This is a genomic window from Arthrobacter sp. SDR-2R (assembly GCF_057747955.1).
In genome coordinates, this window is sequence record NZ_CM173231.1 from 1,852,870 (window position 1) to 1,873,001 (window position 20,132).

A 20,132-nucleotide genomic window follows, 5' to 3' on the forward strand; every position below is an offset into this window, starting at 1 on the left:
GTTGCTCCTGTCACAGTTCCGGCTTACTTGCCCCAGCAGATCTGGGTGGCGTCCGTGGTCGTGATGCTCTTGACGCCGTCAGCCGCCTTGTCGGTGACCAGTTCGACGCCGGTGTTGAAGAAGTCCAGGCCGGCAGAGTTTTCGGGCTTCTTGCCGGTCTTGGCGAGGTCGACGATTGCCTTGACGCCCAGTTCGGCCATCTTGACCGGGTACTGCTGCGCGGTGGCACCGATGATGCCGGACTTGACGTTGTTCACGCCCGCGCAACCGCCATCAACGGAGACCACCAGCACGTCCTTTTCCTTACCTGCAGACTTCAGGGCTTCAAACGCGCCCGCGGCGGCCGGTTCGTTGATGGTGTAGACGACGTTGATGTTCGGATTCTTGGAGAGCAGCGTTTCCATGGCGGTTCGGCCACCGTCCTCGGCGCCCTGCGAAGCCTGGTTGCCCACGATCTCGTACTCGCCGCCCTTGCCGCCGGTGTACTTTCCGGTCTTGGCTTCGTCGCCGTTCTTCTTCTTGTCGGCGGTGTCAACGCCCAGGCCGGTCAGGAAGCCCTGGTCGCGGTTGTAGTCAACCGAGACAACCTTGTCGTCGAAGAGGTCGATCAGCGCGATGGCGGCCTTCTTGCCGCCCAGCTGCGCCGCGGTCCACTTGCCGATCAGCTCGCCGGCGGCGAAGTTGTCGGTTGCGAAGGTGATGTCGGCGGCATCGGCCGGGTCCGGCGGGGTGTCCAGTGCGATGACGAACAGCCCGGCGTCCTTCGCCTTCTTCAGGGCGTCGACGACGGACGGGCCGTTGGGCGTGATGAGGATGCCTTTGTCGCCCTTGGAGATGGCGTTTTCGATTGCCTGGATCTGGGTGTCTTCGTCGCCGTCGGCCTTTCCTGCCGCGAGCTTGAGGTCGACGCCGTCCGTAGCAGCCGCCTTCTTCGCACCCTCCTGCATGGAGACGAAGAACGGGTTCGACGTGGTCTTCACGATCAGTGAGACACCGATTTTCTCCGAGGAAGTACCGTCGGTGGAGCCTGTTGCGGAAGAGTTGCCCCCGCAGGCCGAGAGGCTGAGGGCGCCCAGGGTCAGGACTGCGCCGATGGCGAGGGAACGAGTAACAGTGTGCCGCGGGGTTTTGGAACTCAACATTGAATCTCCTGGTCTCAGGGCACTTAGCGTGCCTGACAACGATGTCATCGCTCATGTAATCAATGTCACAGGGTAGAGTCAAGTGTGAATCGATGATGAAGAGCGAGGTATTGACAACGATGTCTAATCGTTACCAGTCCGAGGTCAGCACGAACCGACCTACCATGCGCCATGTGGCCGCCTTGGCTGGCGTTGGGATCAAGACTGTTTCCCGGGTGATGAATGACGAGCCCGGCGTTTCGGAGGCCACGCGCCAGCGTGTCCTGGGAGCTTCCCAGCAGTTGCACTACCAATTGGACATGGCGGCGGGGAGCCTGCGTCGCGCCGGCCGAAAGACCTTGTCCATTGGGTTGCTGCTGCCCAGCGTTGCCAACCCTTTCAGCAGCGAAATCCACCGCGCACTGGAAGACGCCCTCGGCGAGCGCGGAATCGCCGTGTTCGCTGCAAGCCTCGACGACGACCCCGAGCGGGAGAAGGCCCTGGTGGGAGCGTTCCTCGGGCGCAGGGTGGATGGCATGGTCCTGACACCCATTGCCAGGAGCCAGGCCTACGTCATCCCCGAGCACTCCCGGGACCTGCCCCTCGTCTTCATCGACCGCGAGCCGGTGGGGATCGAGGCCGACGCTGTGGTAACCGACAACGCTGCCGGCTCTGCGCGGGCTGCAGCCCATCTCCTCAAGCACGGCCATACCAAACTTGCCTACCTGGGTGACCGCCCTGATATCCAGACTGCCCGCGATCGCCGCAGGGGCTTCATGGAGGAACTCGGCCGGGCGGGCGTTGCCACCGGTTCTGTTCCGGTTCGCGATGGCCTGCACGACGAAGAATCAGCGCGGCTCGCTGCCCACGAACTCCTTGCGTCCGACAACCCGCCTACTGCCATCTTCTCCAGCCAGAACCTCGTGACGTTCGGCGTCATGAGGGCACTGCGTGAACGGGGAGCCAGCCACCGGGTGGCGTTGGTGGGCTTCGACGACTTCACGCTCGCCGACATGATGGACCCGGGCATCACCGTCATCGCACAGCATCCTGACCGGATCGGGAAGCTCGCCGCTGAGCGGTTGCTCGCCCGCATGGACGGCGACGACAGCGCTCCCCAGGCTTATGTTGTCCCCTCGGAACTGATCGTGCGCGGCTCGGGCGAGCTGCCGCCGTCGAACTGACCCACCCACAACAGAAAGAAGCAAGCCCATGACCAAAACACTGTATGCAGAATTCACCGTCAAGCCCGGAAGCGAAGGACGCGTCGCGGAGATGATGCGGGAACTGACGGAGCGCGTGCGCCGCGAGCCGGGCAACGAACATTTCCTTCCGTATACCCGGGAGTCCAACCCGCGTGAGTACTTCGTATTCGAGGTGTACCGGGACGACGACGCTTTCCAGGAGCACATCACCGCCGAATACGGAGCCACATTCAATGCCGAGCTGGCGCGGCACATCGAAGAGGACGGGTCGGTCCTGACCTGGCTGCAGCCGGTGGAATAGTTTCGCCGGGGGCTTCAGCATGCCCGGCCACCGGATGCCGCCGGCTGGGCATGCTGAAGCCTGCTTTCTCAGCCCCGGGCCTTCCCTCCGGCGTTGACCGCCTTGAGGGACGCCAGGAACATGGCCTGTTTCATCGGTGTGACGGTGAGCGACTTCAACTGCGCAACGCCGCCCTCGGCGAACAGCGCTACCTCCTTGGCTCCGTCCGCAGGGAAGACCTGATCGGTGATTGTCCGCAGTCCGCCTTGGGCGAAGACTTCCACCGAGGACCTGTCCACGTAGATCCGGAGGGTCACATTTCCCTGGGCATCCACGCTGACCGGTGCCGAATCGACCGAGGCAAACAGCGGATGGAAGCCGACATTGCCCGAATTCGCGCGATCGACATAGACCTCTTTTGTGGCGGCGTCGTAACCGACGGCTGTGGACGATGATCCGTTTCCGAATAGGGTGATCCCGGACTTGGCCGCAGTGCCGGGAGCGAAGGTCACATCGATCCGCTGCACATCCCCCGACGCCGCGGAAGGCAGGGCATGCGTTCCGGGAGTGATGGTCCCGCCTGCGGTATTCCGGTAACTGGGTGCAGAGGCCAGCCCGTCCACCTGCTTCACTGCCTGCTGCGTCAGCCGCGGGCCGTCCGGCGTTTGCGTCAGGCCGATCTCGCGGGGCAGCGACATCGCGCTGCGCCATGGGAAAGTGGGAATGCTGTTGGCGTAGTCCCAGTTGTTCATCCAGCCGAGCATGACCCGCTTATCTTCGGGCATGTTGCCGAAGGAAACCGAGGCATAGTAGTCGCGGCCATAGTCCAGCCAGTCATAACTGTTGAGGCGCGGCCGGGCCGGCTGCGGGGAAGCGGTGAACTCGTCGGCCAGGATGTGTCCCCAGCCGAACCGGTTGTTGTCCACGACCCTGATCTGCGCTTGGCGGCCGCGGAATTCCGCCACGTTCCACGACGCCCAGTCCAGCACCTCACTGTTCGCACCGGTAGCTGTGCGCACCACTTTGCCATCCACCACCAGGTTCACGGTGGTTTCGTCCGAGCGCGGCACCGCAGCCTGGTCGGTCAGCATGACATGGTCAGCGGTGAGGTGCCCCCAGCCGCCGGTCGCCTGGTCAACGACTCGAAGCCGGGCCTGCTTGCCCGCGAATTCGGAGACATCCCAGCCCTTCCAGTTGAGCGCGCCGGCGTCGTCCCCGGCCAGGGTGCGCACCACGTTCCCGTCCACCAGCAACTGGGCCTCCAGTACTTGCCCGGACTCCGGGGAACGGTGCCCGCCGCCCACCAGCATGCTCACAAAGTTCCGGGAGAGCGTGAACTCGGGGGAGGTCAGGCTGCCTTGCCGGTCGTCACCCGGGGCCGCGCCTGTTTCGAAGGTGTTGATGCGTTTAGCGCCGATGTAGTAGTCGCCTCCCGCCGTGGCGGGCTGATACGACGGCGCGAGGTCGCCCGTGCCGGTCCAGCCGGCTTCGGCGAGGGTAGTGCCGTCCGGGACCTCGAAGCCATTGAACAGCAGGTCTCCCGGCGGCGGCGTATTGTCCAGCTTGTCGGAGGCCCGCGGATGCTGGCCTCCACCCACCAGGAAGTTGATGTAGTCGCTGTCTACGGTAAAGCCAGGCGAGGACATGGACCCCAGGGGCCAGTCGCCGTCGTTGAAGGAATTTACCAAGCCCGCGCCTACGAACCCGCCAACGAGGTTTTGGCCCGGCAGGGTTCCGGCTGCCGGAGCGTCAGTGAAGGGTCCGTTCTTCCAGTTGCCGGGTTCATTGCTCACGGCCCACCCGTTGTATGTGCCGTCGTTGAATCCCGCCACGGGGGTTCCGGAGGGTAGCGCATCGCTGGGTTTCGTGGTCTCCGAGGTAAACGTGACGCCATCGAAGCTGCCCACGAAGTACTGACCCGCCGAGCCGCCAGCCACCCCGCCGGGATTGATATTGACCACCATGACCCATTTGACGTTGTTCGGGTCTCCGTCAACGGCCAGCGGGAAGAGGTCGGGGCATTCCCACAGTCCGCCCGTGGCATTGGCGGGCCCGAATTCGCTCAGGGCCGTCCAGTCCTTGAGGTTGGTTGACTTGTAAAGCAGTACTTTGTGGTCCAGGGCCTCAACGGCCGCCATCACCCAGTAGCCGCCTTCGGCAGTGCTGTACCAAAACACCTTTGGGTCCCGGAAGTTGGCGGAGTTCCGGTTCAGGACCGGGTCCGCACTGTATTTGGTCCAGGTTTGTCCGTCATCAAGGCTGTAGGCCAGCGACTGGGCCTGGAGCCCGCGGTGCGGCGAGGCGTCTTTGTAGGCACTGGTGTAAATCGCAATCAGCGGCGGGTTCTCCGTAGTCCCCAGACCGGATGTATTGTTCTTGTCCACCACAACGCTGCCCGAGAACACGTCCTCCTGGGTATCCGTGGAAATGGCGAGCGGCTGCTCCTGCCAATGAACGAGGTCAGTGGAGGTGGCATGTCCCCAGGACATGTTGCCCCAGGTGTTTCCGGACGGGTTGTGCTGGAAGAAAAGATGGTAGATCCCCTTGTGGTAGACCATTCCGTTGGGATCGTTCATCCAGTTCTTGGCCGGCGAGAAATGGTACGCCGGCCTGTAGGTTTCCTGGCCCAAAGTGCTGCCCGTGGTGGGCCCGGGGGGAGGATTCCCGTCCGACTTCCCTGCAATCGCAGGTCCAGCGCCGGCCAACGCTCCGGTCAATATCAAACCCGTCAGCGTCAGGGCCGAAAGGAGCCGCGTGCTTCCCTTTTGTTTTCTGTGCATTTTGAGGTCGCCCTTCATCGCGCGTTCAGTTAGACAACGATGTCAATACGTGACGGAGCGTAGGTTAAGTCCACGAGACAAGTCAACGAACTCCGGCGGCCGGGCATCGGCAAGGACCTGGCTGCTTTCGAGCCCGTCTGACCGGCACGGCGCTAGACACCGTTGTCATGACAGCGGGCAAGAGGTGGGAACGGACCTGCAGAACCAGCCCCAGCCGGCCTGCGGCAACGGTTGTTGGCTGCGCCGAACGCCCTTCCGGGCTACCGCAAACTTTCGGTGCGCGCCCTAGGCTTGAGGTATGCCCCCATCACGCCATCCGGCGGAACTGAGCCCGAAGAGCGAACCCCACCGGCGGCTTGCCATACGGCCTTACGCCCGCGCCGTGGCCCAGGTCTTGCGGGTCAGTTTCCGTGCATCCCCGGGCGCGGTGATCATGAAGGTGCTCGGCTCGCTGATCTCGGCCGTTCTTCCCCTGGTCACCACCTACTTTGCGTCCCTCACCACCACCGCGCTGGCCGCAGCCTACGCGGGCGACGCCGGAGCCGGACGCGTTGCGATCGTCTACGTCATTGTCACCGCGGCGCTGGGACTCTTCTGGGGCGCCTTCAACAGCGTTGACCGGTACATCCAGCAGTTGATGAGCTTCAAGGTGGGCGCCATTGTGGGCGACCAGATGTATCAGCGTTTCCTCGCCCTCGAATTCTGGCGCTATGACGACAAAGAAACCGTGGACCTCTACGACCGCGCCAAACGGTTCTCCGACTCCTATGCAAGGGTCCTGGACCGCATTGCCGCTATCTTTACGCAGCTCATCTCGGTCATCCTGGCCATCGGCGCCCTGCTGTTGGTCAGCTGGTGGATCGCCGTGATCGTCCTGGTGGCGATCGTGCCCAGCGTGTACCTGCAGTTCAAGCTGTCCAGGGAACAGATTGCGCACTGGAACACGCAGGTGGACTCACGCCGCCAACGCCGGATGATTGAAACCAACCTCCTCCGGCCGCAGCACATTGCCGAGATGCGGCTGTATGGCATTGTCGGTTTCCTCATGGACCTACGCTCCCGGCTCCGGGACGCAGACGAGCGGCGGCGCCTTGACTACCAGCGGCGCTACATCCCCAAGCAGCTGGCCGCCGATGCACTCCAGTACGGTGCGGAGGTGGTGTCGCTGATCTGGGTGGTGGGTCAGATCATTGCCCGTGCCCAGCCCGTGGGCCAGTTCCTCTATGTGCAGCAGATCGTCAGCCGCGCCCTGTCCACCGCGAACAACCTGGTGTCCTCCTTGAGCTCCATTGATGAAGACCTCGCCAACCTGAAGGACTACGAGTTGTTCATGGCAATGCCGGTTCACTCGGAGCACGCGCCGCCGTTGCTGGCAGCGCCGAAGGAAGTCGAGCTGAAGGACATCCGCTTCACGTACACCGGCAGTGACATCGAAGTGATCAGGGGCATCAGCCTGACCATCCGCCAAGGCCAGCACATTGCCATCGTGGGGGAGAACGGTGCCGGCAAGTCCACGCTGATCCGCATCCTGGCCGGCCTTTACCGTCCGGACTCCGGCCAGGTGCTGCTCGACGGCGTGGACCTCGCCGCCGTCGACGTCACCACCTGGCACCGCCACCTGGCGGTGCTGAGCCAGGAGTTCCTGAAATACGAGTTTGCCACCGCGGCGGAGAACATCTACTTCGGCGACGTTGACTCGCCGCGGGACGATGACCGCATCCGCAAGGCGGCCGCGGATGCCGAGGCGCTCGACTTCATCAATAAGCTGCCCAACGGCCTGGACAACCACGTCAGCAACTGGATGGAGGACCCGCGCGGCCGGAAGGGCAGCGGCCTTTCCGGCGGCCAGTGGCAGCGCCTTGCCATGGCCAGGAACTTCTACCGGGACGCGTCCTTCATGGTGATGGACGAGCCCACCTCTGCCATTGATGCCCTGGCCGAACACCGCATCTTCACCCGGCTCTTCGCGGACCGCAGCAGCACCATCATCGCCATCAGCCACCGGCTTGCCACCATCGAGAAAGCCGACATCGTGTACATGCTGGAGGACGGCGAAATCGTGGAGCAGGGCACGCACAAGGAACTGGTGGCCCTGCACGGCAGGTACTTCAGGATGTTCGAATCCCAGCTGACGGTAGAGGAACCTACAGCAAACTAAGCCTCCACTATGGTGGTGCGCACCCTCGCGACACTGGGCCTGGGCGGGACGCTGCTGAAACCGAAGGTCACGGCGGGCCGGATGGGGGCCAGCGCTCCGGCGTCGGCGCCTTCCCATGAAACGACGGCGGAGGTCACGTGGTGCAAGTCCGTCACCCCGTAAAACTCTGCCCTGCCGCTGCCCGCCGTGCCGTAGGTGCGGGCACCGCGGGCTGCCAGGGCGGCCAGCGGACTGACTGCGGAGAGCCAGCGTGGATGGACTGCAAGTCGCCTGGGAACTGCCTTCAGCGCGGAACCGAGGTAGGTCCTCGCCCCGGTGACTGCCTGGATTGCCAGCGGCCCGGCGTCGACCGCCAACGCGCCGCCGGACAGTCCGGCAGCAACGTCCACCATGCGCACCTCATCAAAGCTGTAGGTCGACGCTATGAAGCCGGCAACGTCGGCGGACGGCGCAAGCAGCAGGCGGTGACCTGAGGGTTCCTGCACCATGACGTCCGAGAAGGTCCCGAAAGGGGACTCCTGCCACATGCCAACCACCGCGCGCAGTCCGGATGTGGTGCCAATGCCGGCGATGTGCCCGTCGAAGATCCAGCGTCTGCCCATCATGCCACTGTAGCCACCGGCCGGGACCAACGGGGCTGCTGGGATAACCTAGAGCAGTGACTTATGAGATCGAGATCGGCCGTGGCAAGCGTGGGCGTCGTGCCTACTCCCTGGATGACATTGCAATCGTCCCCAACCGTCGCACCCGCGACCCCAAGGACGTTTCCGTCTCCTGGCAGATCGACGCCTACCAGTTCGACATGCCGGTGATCGCGGCCCCGATGGACTCCGCCATGTCACCGGCAACGGCCATCGCACTGGGCAAGCTGGGCGGACTGGGCGTCCTTGACCTCGAGGGACTCTGGACCCGGTACGAGGATCCGCAGTCTGTTCTGGATGAAATCGCTGCGCTCCAGGACGAAACCAACAGCCCAGCCGTCACTGGCAGGATGCAGGAGCTGTACCGGGCGCCCATCCAGCCGGAACTCATCACGTCCCGCCTGGCCGAGATCCGCGAGGCCGGCGTCACCGTGGCCGGATCGCTCACCCCGCAGCGCACCCAGGAGCACTACAAGACGGTCGTGGCCGCTGGCGTCGACATCTTCGTCATCCGGGGCACTACCGTCTCCGCCGAGCATGTCTCCAAGAACCACGAACCGCTGAACCTGAAGCAGTTCATCTACGAACTCGACGTCCCCGTCATCGTGGGCGGGGCGGCCGGCTACACCCCGGCGCTGCACCTCATGCGGACCGGCGCGGCTGGTGTGCTGGTGGGCTTCGGGGGCGGCGCAACCACCACCACGCGGCGCGCCCTGGGCATCCACTCGCCCATGGCGTCAGCCATTTCCGACGTCGCGGCCGCCCGCCGGGACTACATGGACGAGTCCGGCGGCCGCTACGTGCACGTCATTGCCGACGGCGGCATGGGCACCTCGGGTGACATCGTCAAGGCCATCGCCATGGGCGCCGACGCCGTCATGCTGGGCAGCGCGCTGGCGCGCGCCGAAGAGGCACCCGGCAAGGGCTGGCACTGGGGCCAGGAGGCGCACCACCTGGAACTGCCGCGCGGTGACCGCGCCAACGTCGGCACCGTGGGTCCGCTGGAGGAAGTCCTCTTCGGGCCCGGCCACCACACCAACGGCACGTCCAACCTCATTGGTGCGCTGCGCCGCTCCATGGCGACCACCGGTTATTCGGACCTCAAGGAATTCCAGCGGGTCGACGTCGTCGTATCGCCCTACGCAGGGAACTGACGCGTTGGACGGGGCAGGGTGGGCGCCGCCCACCCTGCCCAAAGCACGCCGCCAGCAAGTAGTGTGGGTTTACAACCGGCACTAGAGGCACTGGAGGCGTTCAATGAAGAGTGTTCCTGCAAACGGCGGAGCCCTTGGCCCCGAAGCCAGGGAAGCATCCATCCAGCGGTTGCGCGCCACGTCCGAACCCGGCCGGGAACTGGACATCCTGATCGTCGGTGGCGGCATCGTCGGAGCGGGAGCCGCTTTGGACGCCGTGACCCGGGGGCTGAGCGTTGGCATCGTCGAGGCAAGCGACTGGGCTGCCGGCACGTCGTCACGGTCTTCGAAACTCATCCACGGCGGCCTGCGGTACCTGGAGATGCTCGACTTCGCCCTGGTCAAGGAGGCCCTGCAGGAACGCGGGCTGCTGCTCTCCGAAATCGCCCCGCACCTTGCCCGCCCGGTGCCCTTCCTGTATCCGCTCACCAAGCCGTTTGTCGAGCGGCCTTACGTGGGCGCCGGCATCGCGCTCTATGACCTCATGTCCATCTCCAGCGGACACAGCCGCGGCGTGCCGTTCCACAAGCACCTGAGCAAGCGCGGCACCCTGCGCGCCGCCCCCAGCCTGAAGAATGATGCCTTCGTGGGATCCATCCGGTACTACGACGGACAGGTGGACGACGCCAAATACGTGGCAAACCTGGTGCGTACCGCTGCGTACTACGGCGCCCACGCCGTGAACCAGATGGCGGTGGTGGACTTCCTGCGCGAGGGCGAGCGGGTGGTCGGAGCCAAGGTGGAGAACCATGAGGACGGGACGCAATTCAGCATCCGGGCCAAGCAGGTCATCAACGCCACCGGAGTCTGGACGGACGAAACCCAGGCCATGGTGACCGACCGGGGCCAGTTGAAGGTCCGTGCCTCCAAGGGCATCCACCTGGTGGTTCCCCGCGACCGCTTCCAATCCACCGTGGGCCTGATCCTGCGCACGGAAAAGTCGGTGCTCTTTGTCATCCCGTGGGGACGGCACTGGATCATCGGCACCACGGACACCGACTGGCACCTGGACAAGGCCCACCCCGCGGCCTCAAGCAAGGACATCGACTACGTCCTGGAGCACGTCAACCAGGTGCTCAAGCGCCCGCTGACCAGGGAGGACGTTGAAGGGGTCTATGCCGGACTCCGGCCGCTGCTTGCCGGTGAAAACGATTCAACCGCCAAGCTGTCCCGCGAGCACGTTGTGGCACACCCTGTCCCCGGCCTGGTGGTGGTGGCCGGCGGCAAGTGGACCACCTACCGGGTCATGGCCAAGGATGCGGTGGACGAGGCCACCCGCACCATGGACGAACGGGTCCCGCCGAGCTGCACGGAAACCATCCCGCTGCTGGGCGCCAGCGGCTTCCGTGCGGCCTGGAACCGGCGGAACCGCACCGCGGAGGAATCCGGGGTCCATGTGGCACGGATCGAGCACCTGCTCAACCGGTACGGCTCCATGACGCCCGAGGTGCTGGCCATCATCGAGCAGAACAAGGAACTTGCCGAGCCCATCCCGGGAGCGGATGACTACCTGCAGGCGGAGGCGGTCTATGCCGCAACCCATGAAGGGGCCCGCCACGTGCAGGACGTCCTGACCCGGCGGACGCGCATTTCCATCGAGGCCTGGGACCGCGGCGTGTCCGCTGCCCCTGTTGTCGCTAAACTGATGGGTGACGTCCTTGGCTGGAGTGACGCGCAGCGTGAAAACGAGGTCCGCCACTACATTGCCCGCGTGGAAGCCGAACGCCTCAGCCAGCAACAGCCGGACGACGAATCCGCAGACGCCGCCCGCCTGGGCGCGGAAAACATCGTGCCCTTGCGCTGAGGGGCCGTTCGCCCTGCACTGCTGACAGAAGGGATACGCCTTGGCGGAACCACTGGACCCGTATGACGCCCACCTCACCACTGCCGACATGGTGATCCTGGAAATGGAAGCGAAGGACAAGACCGACGCCACCACCCAGTTGGCGGAACGGCTGCACGCAGCCGGGCGGATCTCGGATCTTGACGGGTTCCTGAAGAACGTCAATGCCCGCGAGCACCAGCTTGCCACGGGGCTCCCGGGCGGCATCGGGCTGCCGCATGCGCGCAGCGAGTTCGTCTCCCAGACCTCGATCGCGGTGGGGATCGCCAAGTACGGCCATGCCCTGGACTTCGGCGCCGCCGACGGTCCGGCCACGGTGATCCTGCTGATTGCCACCCCCGCCAGTTCCTTTTCGGACCACCTGGAAGTGCTGGCCACCCTGGCACGGTCGCTTTCCAAGGAATCCTTCCGCGAATCGCTGCGGCGCGCCTACGACGCCGAAGTGATCGCCGAACTCATCAACTCCAGCCTGGTGTTCTTCGACCACTAGGTCCGCCCGGACCACCAGGCCCGCGTGTCCGCCCTTTCCAGGTCCGGGCGTCCCCGGCGTTTAGTTGTTCTACAAGAGTACGAAGTACGGTTAAGACGTGTGGAAAACAGCCCTCAAGCCCCGATGGATCGCAGGCTTTGTCTTCGCGATCGCGCTCTCCGGGGTCTTCGTGCTGTTGAGCCAATGGCAGTTCGGCCGCTCCACCCAACCCGAAGTGCCCGTTAATCCGGCCACCGAACAGGTCCAGCCGCTGACAAGCACGCTCCAGCCTGGCGAGTTCTTCCACGGCAGCGTCGCGGACCAGATGGTCACTGCGCAGGGAACGTACAGTGCGGACAAACAGGTCCTGGTTCCCGGCCGGCTCCATGACGGAAAGAGCGGCTACTGGGTGGTCTCGGCCTTCGCCGTGAACGGCGCCCCCACCCTGACCGGAGCCGCCGCAACACCGCAGACCTGGATCCCCGTGGCACGCGGGTGGGTGGCGGAACCGCAGGACGCGGCAGCACCGCCGTCGGGCCTTGTTGAACTGACCGGACGCCTGCTGCCGTCCGAGGCGCCGGTGGCCGGGAAAGCGCCGAAGCCGGGGGAGGCCTCGGCTGTGTCCGTGGCGGAGCTCATCAACTACTGGGACGTGAGCAGCTACCCGGGCTTCGTGTCGGCCACCGCAGAGGTGGTGGGCGGCCAGGACGTGAGTGCCGCGGCCGTACCCGGCAACCTCTTGCCGCTGGACATCGGCCCCCAGCCGCCGGCACAGCACATCAACTGGCTCAACCTCTTCTACTCCATCGAGTGGGTCGTCTTCGCCGGCTTTGCCCTCTTCATCTGGTGGCGGCTGGTCAAGGACGACTACCACCGGGACCTCGAGGAGGCCCTCGATGACGCCGAAGGTTCCGAGCAGGACGAACCGCACGAACCGCACCAGCTTCCCCCGCACCAGCCTGACCAGCACCAGCAGCCTGACCAGTCCCAGCAGAAGGTACAGCCATGATTGATCCGAAACCGGCCACCCCGTCCCCGCAGGCTCCCGGCGGCAAGACGTCCGGCAGGAAGCGCCGCTTCGGCGGCACCGAGGCCCAGATCCGGTCGGCCCTGAAGTTCTATAGGGTCATGGCCTACCTCACCGGCACCATGCTGCTCCTGCTGTGCGCTGAACTCGTGGCCCGGTACGGCTTCGGGCAGTACCTGTTCGCCGGCGGCACCAACGCCGTGACCGGCCAGCCGTTCGGTTTCGGGTTCGCGGACGCCGAGCCGCCGGGAGTACTGAACGGCGTGAACGTCTCTGTTACGGTCCTGATCGTGCACGGCTGGATGTACGTCGTCTACCTGATCTCCAACTTCCGCTTGTGGTCCCTGATGCGCTGGCCCTTCCTGAAGCTGGTCCTGCTGGCCCTTGGCGGCGTGGTGCCGTTCCTGTCCTTCATCGTCGAGAAGAAGTTCCACGCCGAGGCGGAGGCCGAACTCGCTGCCAACCCGCAGGCTCCGCAGCGGTACTAGCCCTCCGGGCTGCCGGCCGCTGAGGTGCCTGGCCCCTCGCGGCGGCCGCCCGCCGTCGTACGTCTGCTCCGTCACAGCACGGCGTCTCAAGGTGCGCCGGTGCAACGGCGCCAAGTAGGCTATTACTGTGACTACTCCCACTGCATCCCAAACTTCCCAGAAGCCGGTGCTGGTTGTTGATTACGGTGCCCAGTACGCGCAGCTGATTGCCCGCCGCGTCCGGGAAGCGAATGTGTATTCGGAAGTGGTTCCGCATACCTACACCACCGAGCAGCTCCTGGCCAAGAATCCCGCCGCCATCATCCTGTCCGGCGGACCTTCCAGCGTCTATGCCGACGGCGCCCCGAGCGTGGGTGCCGACCTCTTCGAAGCCGGCGTCCCCGTCTTTGGCATCTGCTACGGCTTCCAGGCCATGGCCAACGCCCTGGGCGGCAAGGTGGACAAGACCGGCCTGCGGGAGTACGGATCCACCGAAACCACCATCCTCGGTGACAGCCGCTCGGTGCTTGAGGGCATGCCCCAGCACCAGAAGACCTGGATGAGCCACGGCGACTCCGTCCACCAGGCGCCGGAAGGCTTCGAAGTCCTGGCGACGACGGCGGGCGCGGAGGTAGCTGCCTTCGCCAACGAGGAAAAGGGTCTCTTCGGCGTGCAGTGGCACCCGGAGGTCAAGCACTCCGCCTACGGCCAGCAGGTGCTGGAGAACTTCCTGTTCAACTGCGCCAAGCTCGAGCCCAACTGGACCACCGGCAACATCCTCGAAGAGCAGGTGGAACGCATCCGCCAGCAGGTGGGGGATGCACGGGTCATCTGCGGCCTCTCCGGCGGCGTGGACTCCGCAGTGGCGGCAGCCCTGGTCCAGCGTGCCGTAGGCGACCAGCTCACCTGCGTGTTCGTGGACCACGGACTCCTGCGTGAAGGCGAAGCGGAGCAGGTGGAGCGCGACTTCGTGGCCGCCACCGGCGTGAAGCTGTACGTCGCCAACGAACAGGAACGCTTCCTCTCGGCCCTGGCAGGCGTCAGCGATCCGGAAACCAAGCGCAAGATCATCGGCCGCGAGTTCATCCGCGCCTTTGAGGAAGCCGAACTGGCCATCATCGCCGAGGCCGCTGCCCACGGCGAGAAGATCAAGTTCCTGGTCCAGGGCACCCTGTACCCGGACGTCGTCGAATCCGGCGGCGGCGAAGGTGCCGCGAACATCAAGAGCCACCACAACGTGGGCGGCCTCCCCGAGGACCTGCAGTTCGAGCTCGTTGAGCCGCTGCGCGCCCTGTTCAAGGACGAGGTCCGCGCAGTGGGTGCCCAGCTGGGGCTGCCGCAGGAAATCGTTGGCCGCCAACCGTTCCCCGGCCCCGGCCTGGGCATCCGGATTGTCGGCGAAGTGACCAAGGAGCGGCTGGACCTGCTGCGCAAGGCAGACGCCATTGCACGCGCCGAACTCACGGCAGCCGGCCTGGACAACGAGGTCTGGCAGATGCCCGTCGTCCTGCTGGCGGACGTCCGCAGCGTGGGCGTCATGGGCGACGGCCGTACCTACGGCCACCCCATCGTGCTTCGCCCCGTCTCCTCCGAGGACGCCATGACGGCCGACTGGTCGCGGCTGCCCTACGATCTCCTGGCCCGGATCTCCGGCCGGATCACCAACGAGGTGGACGGCGTCAACCGGGTGGTCCTGGACGTCACCAGCAAGCCGCCGGGAACCATCGAATGGGAATAGCATCCTAAGTGGCCGGCCTCCGCCAGCGGGGGCCGGCCGCTGCTTTTCCCGGATGAATCCCGGCAATTTCCCGTGCTCCAGTGTTGCGGTCGCTCAAGTCCGGCGCCGAAGCGGCTACTCTCGAATCTATGCCGGTATGGTCCAGGATGTCACGTGCAAGCGCAGAAAAGAAGGCAGAAGTGTCAGTTGGTCAAGGCCACCCGGAAGGCTCGGAAGAGCTTCGCAAATGGCTGTCCGGGCTTAAACCCGTTACCGGCGCGGACACGATGCTGCGCTTCACCAAGACACCCGAAGGCTCCATCGACCTTACGTCGGCACACCCCTCCGGGCTCGCCCAGCTCATGGCCGGGCGCCGCACACGCCTGTCCACCCTGATCCGTGACCGGCAGCAGTATGTGGTGGCGGCCCGCGCTTCGCGCAACATCCGGTCCAAGATCTTCGAGCTCGCCAACGACCGCGGCATCGATGCCGGCTACCTGTCCGCCGGCACTGTGGTGTGGACGTCAGCCGTCGGCGGCAAACCCCAGCGGGTGTCCGCTCCGGTCATGCTGACCGCCATCTCCCTCACGGTACGGCCGGGGGAGGACGACTTCGAACTGCAGCTCACCGAGCAGGCGCACATCAACCCGGCCCTGGTGCGGCACCTGAAGAACATCCACGGGATCGTCTTTGACGTCAACGCCGTGACCCGCCTCGCCTACAGCACCGCCCGGTTCGACCCCCAGCCTGTCCTGGACCGGCTGGCCACCCTGATCCGGCCCATCCACGGCGCGGAAACCCAGCACAACCTGCTCGTTTCCACGTTCGCCGACCTCTCCGGCAACCTCGACGATCCCTGGATCAACGACTCCCATCCCCTTGTGTCCGCGCTGGCAACTGCTGCCGGCGGCGAAGTGGTGGACGTGGAGGAACCCGACCCCTACCGCTTCCCCCACCTGGACAACAGGCACCCCAAGGACGAGCTGCTGCTGCTGGATGCGGACACTGACCAGCAGTACGTCGTGGACGCGGCCCGCGCCGGAGACTCCCTGGTGGTCAGCAGTCCGCCCGGCACCGGGCAGACCCAGACGGCCATCAACACCATCGGTGCCCTGGTGGACGCCGGCAAGACTGTCCTGGTGGTGGGCGACCGCCGCGCCAGCCTCAACGAGGTCTCCGGGCATCTGGAGTCGCTGGGGCTGGAGTCCATCCTGTTCCAGCTCTCCGGAAACGTCACGGCGCAGCAGCTGAAGGGCCAGCTGCTCCGGGCGATCGTGCGCAACGAAAAGTCACTGGAACCCCAGCTCGGGAACCTCCACAACACCCTGGTGGAACACCGGCACGCCCTCATGGACCACGTGGCGTCGCTCCACAACGTCCGCGAGCGTTGGGGCTGCTCGCCCTACCAGGCCATGCAGTCACTCGCGGAGCTCACCTCCATCCACCCCGCGCCCGCCACCACCGTCCGGCTCAAGCGCAGCGTCCTGGACAGCATCCGGGACCGCGAGGAGCTGGCCGGCAGGCTCAGGCGCGCCGCGGAACTGGGCAGCTTCAGTAAGGCGGCCACCACCAGCCCCTGGCACGGGGCCCGGCTGCTGACCCGCAAGGAAACGGAGGAAGCGCAGGACCTGGTCCGCTCCGTCGCCAAGAGCCTTCCCCTCCTCCGCGACCGCATGGACGCCGTTGCGGAGCACGCCGAAATCCGCCTGGGCGAATCATTCGCCGAGTGGGGCGAGCAGCTGGAACTGCTGGTCGCCGTCCGCGGAAGCCTGGACAAGTTCACCCCGGACATCTTTGACCGGCCCGTGACGGACCTAATTTCCGCCACCGCGCCGTCCGCCTGGCGGCGTGAGCGCGGCATCGAGCTGACTGCCATGCAGCGCTCAAGGCTGCGCCGGGTCGCCAAGGAATACGTGCGCCCGGGCGTCCACATCGCAGACCTGCACTCATCCCTGGTGCTGGTGCAGGCGCAGCGCGCCCTGTGGGCGGGCTACGCCACCACGCAGCGGCACCCCGCCGTACCTTCCGGCCTGGCCGAAATGATTGCCTTGTACCGGTCCCTGGACGGCGAACTGGCACAGCTGGGTGAGGCGCTGCGGCACACGGAAGGCGGCGGCTCGCTGTCCACCGTTCCCTACGCGCGGCTGATGGAACGCCTGGAGCGCCTGGTGGCGGACACCGACACGCTTAAGACCCTGCCCGAGCGCACCCTCCTGGTCGAGAACATGCGCGAACACGGCCTGGGCGAGCTTCTGGCCGACCTCGCCGAGCGGGAAGTCCCGGAGGGATCCGTTGCCGCCGAGCTGGAGCTGGCCTGGTGGCAGTCCGCGCTTGAGGCAATGATCAGCGGTGACGACTACTTGGCCATGTCCGACGGCGACGCGCTGCGCCAGCTTGAGGCAGAGTACCGGCTGGCGGACAACGCCCACGTTGCCAGCGGCGCCGCCCGACTGCGGTGGGACCTGGCGGAACGGTGGCGCACAGCCATCGCTGCCCAGCCCCGCCAGGCCGACCTGCTGCGGAGCCTGCTCAAGGACGGCCGGGTCTCCCTGCCGGCCCTTACCGCACAGGCTCCGGACCTGATCGGCACCCTGGTTCCCGTCTGGTCTGTCAGCCCGTACCTGATGACGGGCCTGCTTCCGGCGGAACAGCACTTCGACGCCGTCGTGATCCTCGATGCGGAAGCCACCTCGCTTCAGGCTGTCCTGCCGGCAATCGCCCGTGCACGGCAGGTGATTGCCTTTGGCGACTCGCGCATTGCCACGCCGCGGACCTTCACCGTCGGGGTGGAACGGCTGGCGCCCGGCGAGTCGGCCCACCACCGGGTGGAAAGTGCCTTCACGGCATTGTCTGCCGTGCTTCCGGTGTGGCGGCTCAACGTGGTGTACCGGGCGGTGGACGAGGACCTGGTCCTTCAGCTGAGCAAGAACTTTTACGACGGCGGCCTGCGCCGGCTGCCGGAAGGCCAGTCGGCCACGGGGCTGGACCGGTCGCTGCTGGTGGAATACCTGCCGGACGGCACGGGCCTGCCCAGTGCCGGCGACGAAGGCGTGGAGTCTGTGGTGGCCGAGGTCAACCGCGTGGTGGAGCTCGTCTTCGAACACGCCCGCCTGCGCCCGCGAACGTCGCTGGCAGTGGTTACCGCAAGCCTGCGGCACGCCGCCAGGATTGGTGAATCCATCAGGCTTCAGCTGTCCAACCAGCCGGGCCTGGCCGGCTTCTTCGGCGCCGGGCCGGAATCTTTCCGGGTAGTTGACCTTGAACGCGCCCAGGGCCTGGTCCGCGACCACGTCATTTTCTCGCCCGGATTCGGGCGGACCCCGCACGGCCGCGCCCTGCACAACTTCGGGCCGCTCTCCGCGGAGGGCGGCCGGGAGAAGTTTGCCCTGGCCATGACCCGGGCGCGCCGTTCCATGCACGTGCTCACCTGCTTCCGGCCGGAGGACCTGGACCACACCAGGCTCACCCACGGGGCGGTGGATCTTTATACGCTGCTGGACCGGGAAATTTCCGGCAACACCGATCTCGGGACTCCCGCGTCCCGTGCCGCGGCCAGCGAGCAGGCGCTGGGAGCGGACCCGCTGGTAGCGGACCTGGGGGACCGGTTGCGGGCCCGGGGCGCCAGGGTCTGGCACCAGTACGACGGCGCCATCGACGTGGTTGCCGCGGCGGATCCCCTGAACACCATGGGCCAGGACGACCCCGACCTCCCGCGGCCCGTGGCCATCGAATCCGACGGCACGGCCCAGTACCGCACCATGAGCGTGCGTGAGCGCAGCAGGCTGCGGCCGCAACTGCTGGAACGCCTGGGATGGCGGTACATGCCCCTGTGGACCATCGAGGTCTTCACGGACCCCTCGTCCTGCGCGGACCGCATCGCCGGTTACCTGGGACTTGAGAAGATGGTGCTTCCGGGCCGGACCACGTCCAGCACAGGATTCCTGGACGATGACTTCAACCACGCACTTCACGGAATTGATGGGGCGCCTGCTGCCGGTGGTTCCTACCTGCCTTCCGAGGCTGTCAGCCAAGGCCGGCGCGCCCAGGGGACAAGGGAAGCGGGTGCCACGACGAGAGAAGACCGGCCTGGGAAAGACAGGCCCGAGGAAGACATGCGCCAGAACGAGAACAACACCCGGAACACGAACGACCTGAACAGGAACGACGACCTGGATAAGAACGGCGGCTCGAACAGGAACGACGACCTGGACAAGAACGGCGGCGCGAACAGGAGCGGGGCCGCAGCCGGAACTGACCGCGGTGCCGCTCCCGCGGATTCCGCAGCGCCGGTGCCTTCTCCGGGGGCGCGGCCGGCAGCGGGGGGCACCGACGAGATCCTCCCGAGCAAGGCGGCGGAAGACGACGCCCGCAGCTGGGGTGACCGGGAGGACGATCACGATACCTGGTTGAAGGAACAGAAACCGCCGCACTGGGGCTGACCCACATCATCCGGGCCACGCTTGAGGTCAGGGCGGCCCGACCAGGACGAAGAACAGCCTGCCCTGGGTGGAGGCGCCGGCCAGGCGCAGTGATTGTTCGGCGGTGGCTGCCACCACGATCAGTCCATCGGTCTCGGTGGTGCCGAGCCATTGACCCCCTTGGCCGCCGTTGTTCGAGGTCCACAGCACCGGGACGGCAGACGCCAGGACCTCAGAGGGACCCTTCTGGTCGAACCCGTTGCCTGATGTCAGCACAATGTTGACCAGCTGGCCGGGGGAGACCAGCTGGATGGATGAGGCATCCGCCATCCGCAGGGGAACCGCGGCCGAACCGGGGGGCGTCCCTGCCAGGAGCCCGGGGCCCAGCAGCTGGGCGTCGGTGAGGAGCTGGCCCTTCCGCAGCGGCGCTGCGAGCTGCTTGCCTGCGGTTGCGGATCCATCCCGGAGGAAGCCGTCGGCCACCATCCCGGGCGGCACCTGGACCTGGGCCAGGTCTGCTGCCGTTACCGGTGTTCCCGCGGGCAGATCCCGGGCAGCGGCCAGCGCCGTGACGGTGGTGAGCGGGGCGGGAGTGAGTTGCTGGACAGCGATTGCTGCAGCTGCGCACAAGAGCAGGGCCGCTACGAGGCGTCGGTTGCGGCTTAGCCAGCCGGCAAGCCGCGAGTGCAGGGGACGCCGTCCGGGGCGGCGGGGGATGTTACGGGCACCTGCAGCATGGACATGGCCGGGGAACCGGAGACCGTCGCGGCGACGTCGGAAGAGTACTGGCATGCGCCCACGCTAGGTGACGCC

The 20,132-nt window shown here is 66.0% G+C and carries 14 protein-coding genes; 10 read left to right on the plus strand and 4 right to left on the minus strand.

Annotated features, from left to right (window positions below):
- Positions 1 to 23: 23 nt before the first annotated feature.
- On the minus strand, positions 24 to 1,142 hold the full coding sequence (locus AC3ANU_RS08670) for a substrate-binding domain-containing protein (protein ID WP_488315844.1): 1,119 nt from the start codon (positions 1,140 to 1,142) through the stop codon (positions 24 to 26).
- A 164-nt stretch (positions 1,143 to 1,306) separates the two neighbouring features.
- Here AC3ANU_RS08670 and AC3ANU_RS08675 point away from each other — a divergent pair, with 164 nt between their 5' ends.
- Positions 1,307 to 2,305: a LacI family DNA-binding transcriptional regulator gene (locus AC3ANU_RS08675; protein ID WP_056394177.1), complete on the plus strand. Its 999-nt coding sequence runs from the start codon at positions 1,307 to 1,309 to the stop codon at positions 2,303 to 2,305.
- 28 nt (positions 2,306 to 2,333) lie between these two features.
- Positions 2,334 to 2,627 (plus strand): putative quinol monooxygenase, encoded by a 294-nt coding sequence (locus tag AC3ANU_RS08680; RefSeq protein ID WP_018769217.1) that lies wholly within the window; start codon positions 2,334 to 2,336, stop codon positions 2,625 to 2,627.
- Between the two features lie 68 nt (positions 2,628 to 2,695).
- Here the strand turns inward: AC3ANU_RS08680 and AC3ANU_RS08685 are convergent, their stop codons facing one another.
- Complete coding sequence (locus AC3ANU_RS08685; protein ID WP_235509904.1) at positions 2,696 to 5,182, minus strand: GH32 C-terminal domain-containing protein; 2,487 nt, start codon at positions 5,180 to 5,182, stop codon at positions 2,696 to 2,698.
- Between the two features lie 502 nt (positions 5,183 to 5,684).
- Between AC3ANU_RS08685 and AC3ANU_RS08690 the strand changes: the two genes are divergently transcribed.
- Positions 5,685 to 7,544 (plus strand): ABC transporter ATP-binding protein, encoded by a 1,860-nt coding sequence (locus AC3ANU_RS08690; RefSeq protein ID WP_018769219.1) that lies wholly within the window; start codon positions 5,685 to 5,687, stop codon positions 7,542 to 7,544.
- On the opposite strand, the gene AC3ANU_RS08695 is transcribed toward AC3ANU_RS08690, so the two are convergent.
- Positions 7,541 to 8,146 (minus strand): hypothetical protein, encoded by a 606-nt coding sequence (locus tag AC3ANU_RS08695; RefSeq protein WP_478223425.1) that lies wholly within the window; start codon positions 8,144 to 8,146, stop codon positions 7,541 to 7,543. The two genes, AC3ANU_RS08690 and AC3ANU_RS08695, sit on opposite strands and share 4 nt — an antisense overlap.
- A gap of 56 nt (positions 8,147 to 8,202) precedes the next feature.
- Here AC3ANU_RS08695 and AC3ANU_RS08700 point away from each other — a divergent pair, with 56 nt between their 5' ends.
- The 7 genes from AC3ANU_RS08700 to AC3ANU_RS08730 all read left to right on the plus strand — a co-directional run bounded on the left by AC3ANU_RS08700 (position 8,203) and on the right by AC3ANU_RS08730 (position 19,340).
- A complete protein-coding gene (locus AC3ANU_RS08700; protein WP_018769221.1) occupies positions 8,203 to 9,339 on the plus strand; it encodes a GuaB3 family IMP dehydrogenase-related protein in 1,137 nt (378 codons plus the stop codon).
- A gap of 103 nt (positions 9,340 to 9,442) precedes the next feature.
- Positions 9,443 to 11,182, plus strand: coding sequence for a glycerol-3-phosphate dehydrogenase/oxidase (locus AC3ANU_RS08705; protein ID WP_056394166.1), 1,740 nt, complete (start codon positions 9,443 to 9,445; stop codon positions 11,180 to 11,182).
- 40 nt (positions 11,183 to 11,222) lie between these two features.
- Positions 11,223 to 11,711: a PTS sugar transporter subunit IIA gene (locus tag AC3ANU_RS08710; protein ID WP_056394163.1), complete on the plus strand. Its 489-nt coding sequence runs from the start codon at positions 11,223 to 11,225 to the stop codon at positions 11,709 to 11,711.
- Positions 11,712 to 11,808: 97 nt separating this feature from the next.
- The gene (locus AC3ANU_RS08715; RefSeq protein ID WP_056394160.1) at positions 11,809 to 12,699 is read left to right on the plus strand and encodes an SURF1 family protein; all 891 of its coding nucleotides are present in this window, start codon (positions 11,809 to 11,811) and stop codon (positions 12,697 to 12,699) included.
- The gene (locus AC3ANU_RS08720) at positions 12,696 to 13,205 is read left to right on the plus strand and encodes a DUF3817 domain-containing protein (protein WP_056394158.1); all 510 of its coding nucleotides are present in this window, start codon (positions 12,696 to 12,698) and stop codon (positions 13,203 to 13,205) included. The genes AC3ANU_RS08715 and AC3ANU_RS08720 overlap by 4 nt, the downstream gene beginning before the upstream one ends.
- 127 nt (positions 13,206 to 13,332) lie before the next feature.
- Positions 13,333 to 14,922: a glutamine-hydrolyzing GMP synthase gene (gene guaA, locus AC3ANU_RS08725; protein WP_056394155.1), complete on the plus strand. Its 1,590-nt coding sequence runs from the start codon at positions 13,333 to 13,335 to the stop codon at positions 14,920 to 14,922.
- 128 nt (positions 14,923 to 15,050) lie between these two features.
- Positions 15,051 to 19,340: an AAA family ATPase gene (locus tag AC3ANU_RS08730; RefSeq protein WP_488315845.1), complete on the plus strand. Its 4,290-nt coding sequence runs from the start codon at positions 15,051 to 15,053 to the stop codon at positions 19,338 to 19,340.
- A 27-nt stretch (positions 19,341 to 19,367) separates the two neighbouring features.
- Here the strand turns inward: AC3ANU_RS08730 and cpaB are convergent, their stop codons facing one another.
- A complete protein-coding gene (gene cpaB / locus AC3ANU_RS08735) occupies positions 19,368 to 20,111 on the minus strand; it encodes a Flp pilus assembly protein CpaB (RefSeq protein ID WP_488315846.1) in 744 nt (247 codons plus the stop codon).
- Positions 20,112 to 20,132 lie beyond the last annotated feature (21 nt).

What these genes read in the sequence shown, in the direction of transcription:
- AC3ANU_RS08670 (WP_488315844.1), bottom strand. Translation starts at nt 1,142, where the DNA reads ATGTTGAGTTCCAAAACCCCGCGGCACACTGTTACTCGTTCCCTCGCC.
- AC3ANU_RS08720 (WP_056394158.1), top strand. Translation starts at nt 12,696, where the DNA reads ATGATTGATCCGAAACCGGCCACCCCGTCCCCGCAGGCTCCCGGCGGC.
- AC3ANU_RS08705 (WP_056394166.1), top strand. Translation starts at nt 9,443, where the DNA reads ATGAAGAGTGTTCCTGCAAACGGCGGAGCCCTTGGCCCCGAAGCCAGG.
- AC3ANU_RS08730 (WP_488315845.1), top strand. Translation starts at nt 15,051, where the DNA reads ATGCCGGTATGGTCCAGGATGTCACGTGCAAGCGCAGAAAAGAAGGCA.
- cpaB (WP_488315846.1), bottom strand. Translation starts at nt 20,111, where the DNA reads ATGCCAGTACTCTTCCGACGTCGCCGCGACGGTCTCCGGTTCCCCGGC.
- AC3ANU_RS08680 (WP_018769217.1), top strand. Translation starts at nt 2,334, where the DNA reads ATGACCAAAACACTGTATGCAGAATTCACCGTCAAGCCCGGAAGCGAA.
- AC3ANU_RS08675 (WP_056394177.1), top strand. Translation starts at nt 1,307, where the DNA reads ATGCGCCATGTGGCCGCCTTGGCTGGCGTTGGGATCAAGACTGTTTCC.
- AC3ANU_RS08685 (WP_235509904.1), bottom strand. Translation starts at nt 5,182, where the DNA reads ATGAACGATCCCAACGGAATGGTCTACCACAAGGGGATCTACCATCTT.
- AC3ANU_RS08690 (WP_018769219.1), top strand. Translation starts at nt 5,685, where the DNA reads ATGCCCCCATCACGCCATCCGGCGGAACTGAGCCCGAAGAGCGAACCC.
- AC3ANU_RS08695 (WP_478223425.1), bottom strand. Translation starts at nt 8,146, where the DNA reads ATGGGCAGACGCTGGATCTTCGACGGGCACATCGCCGGCATTGGCACC.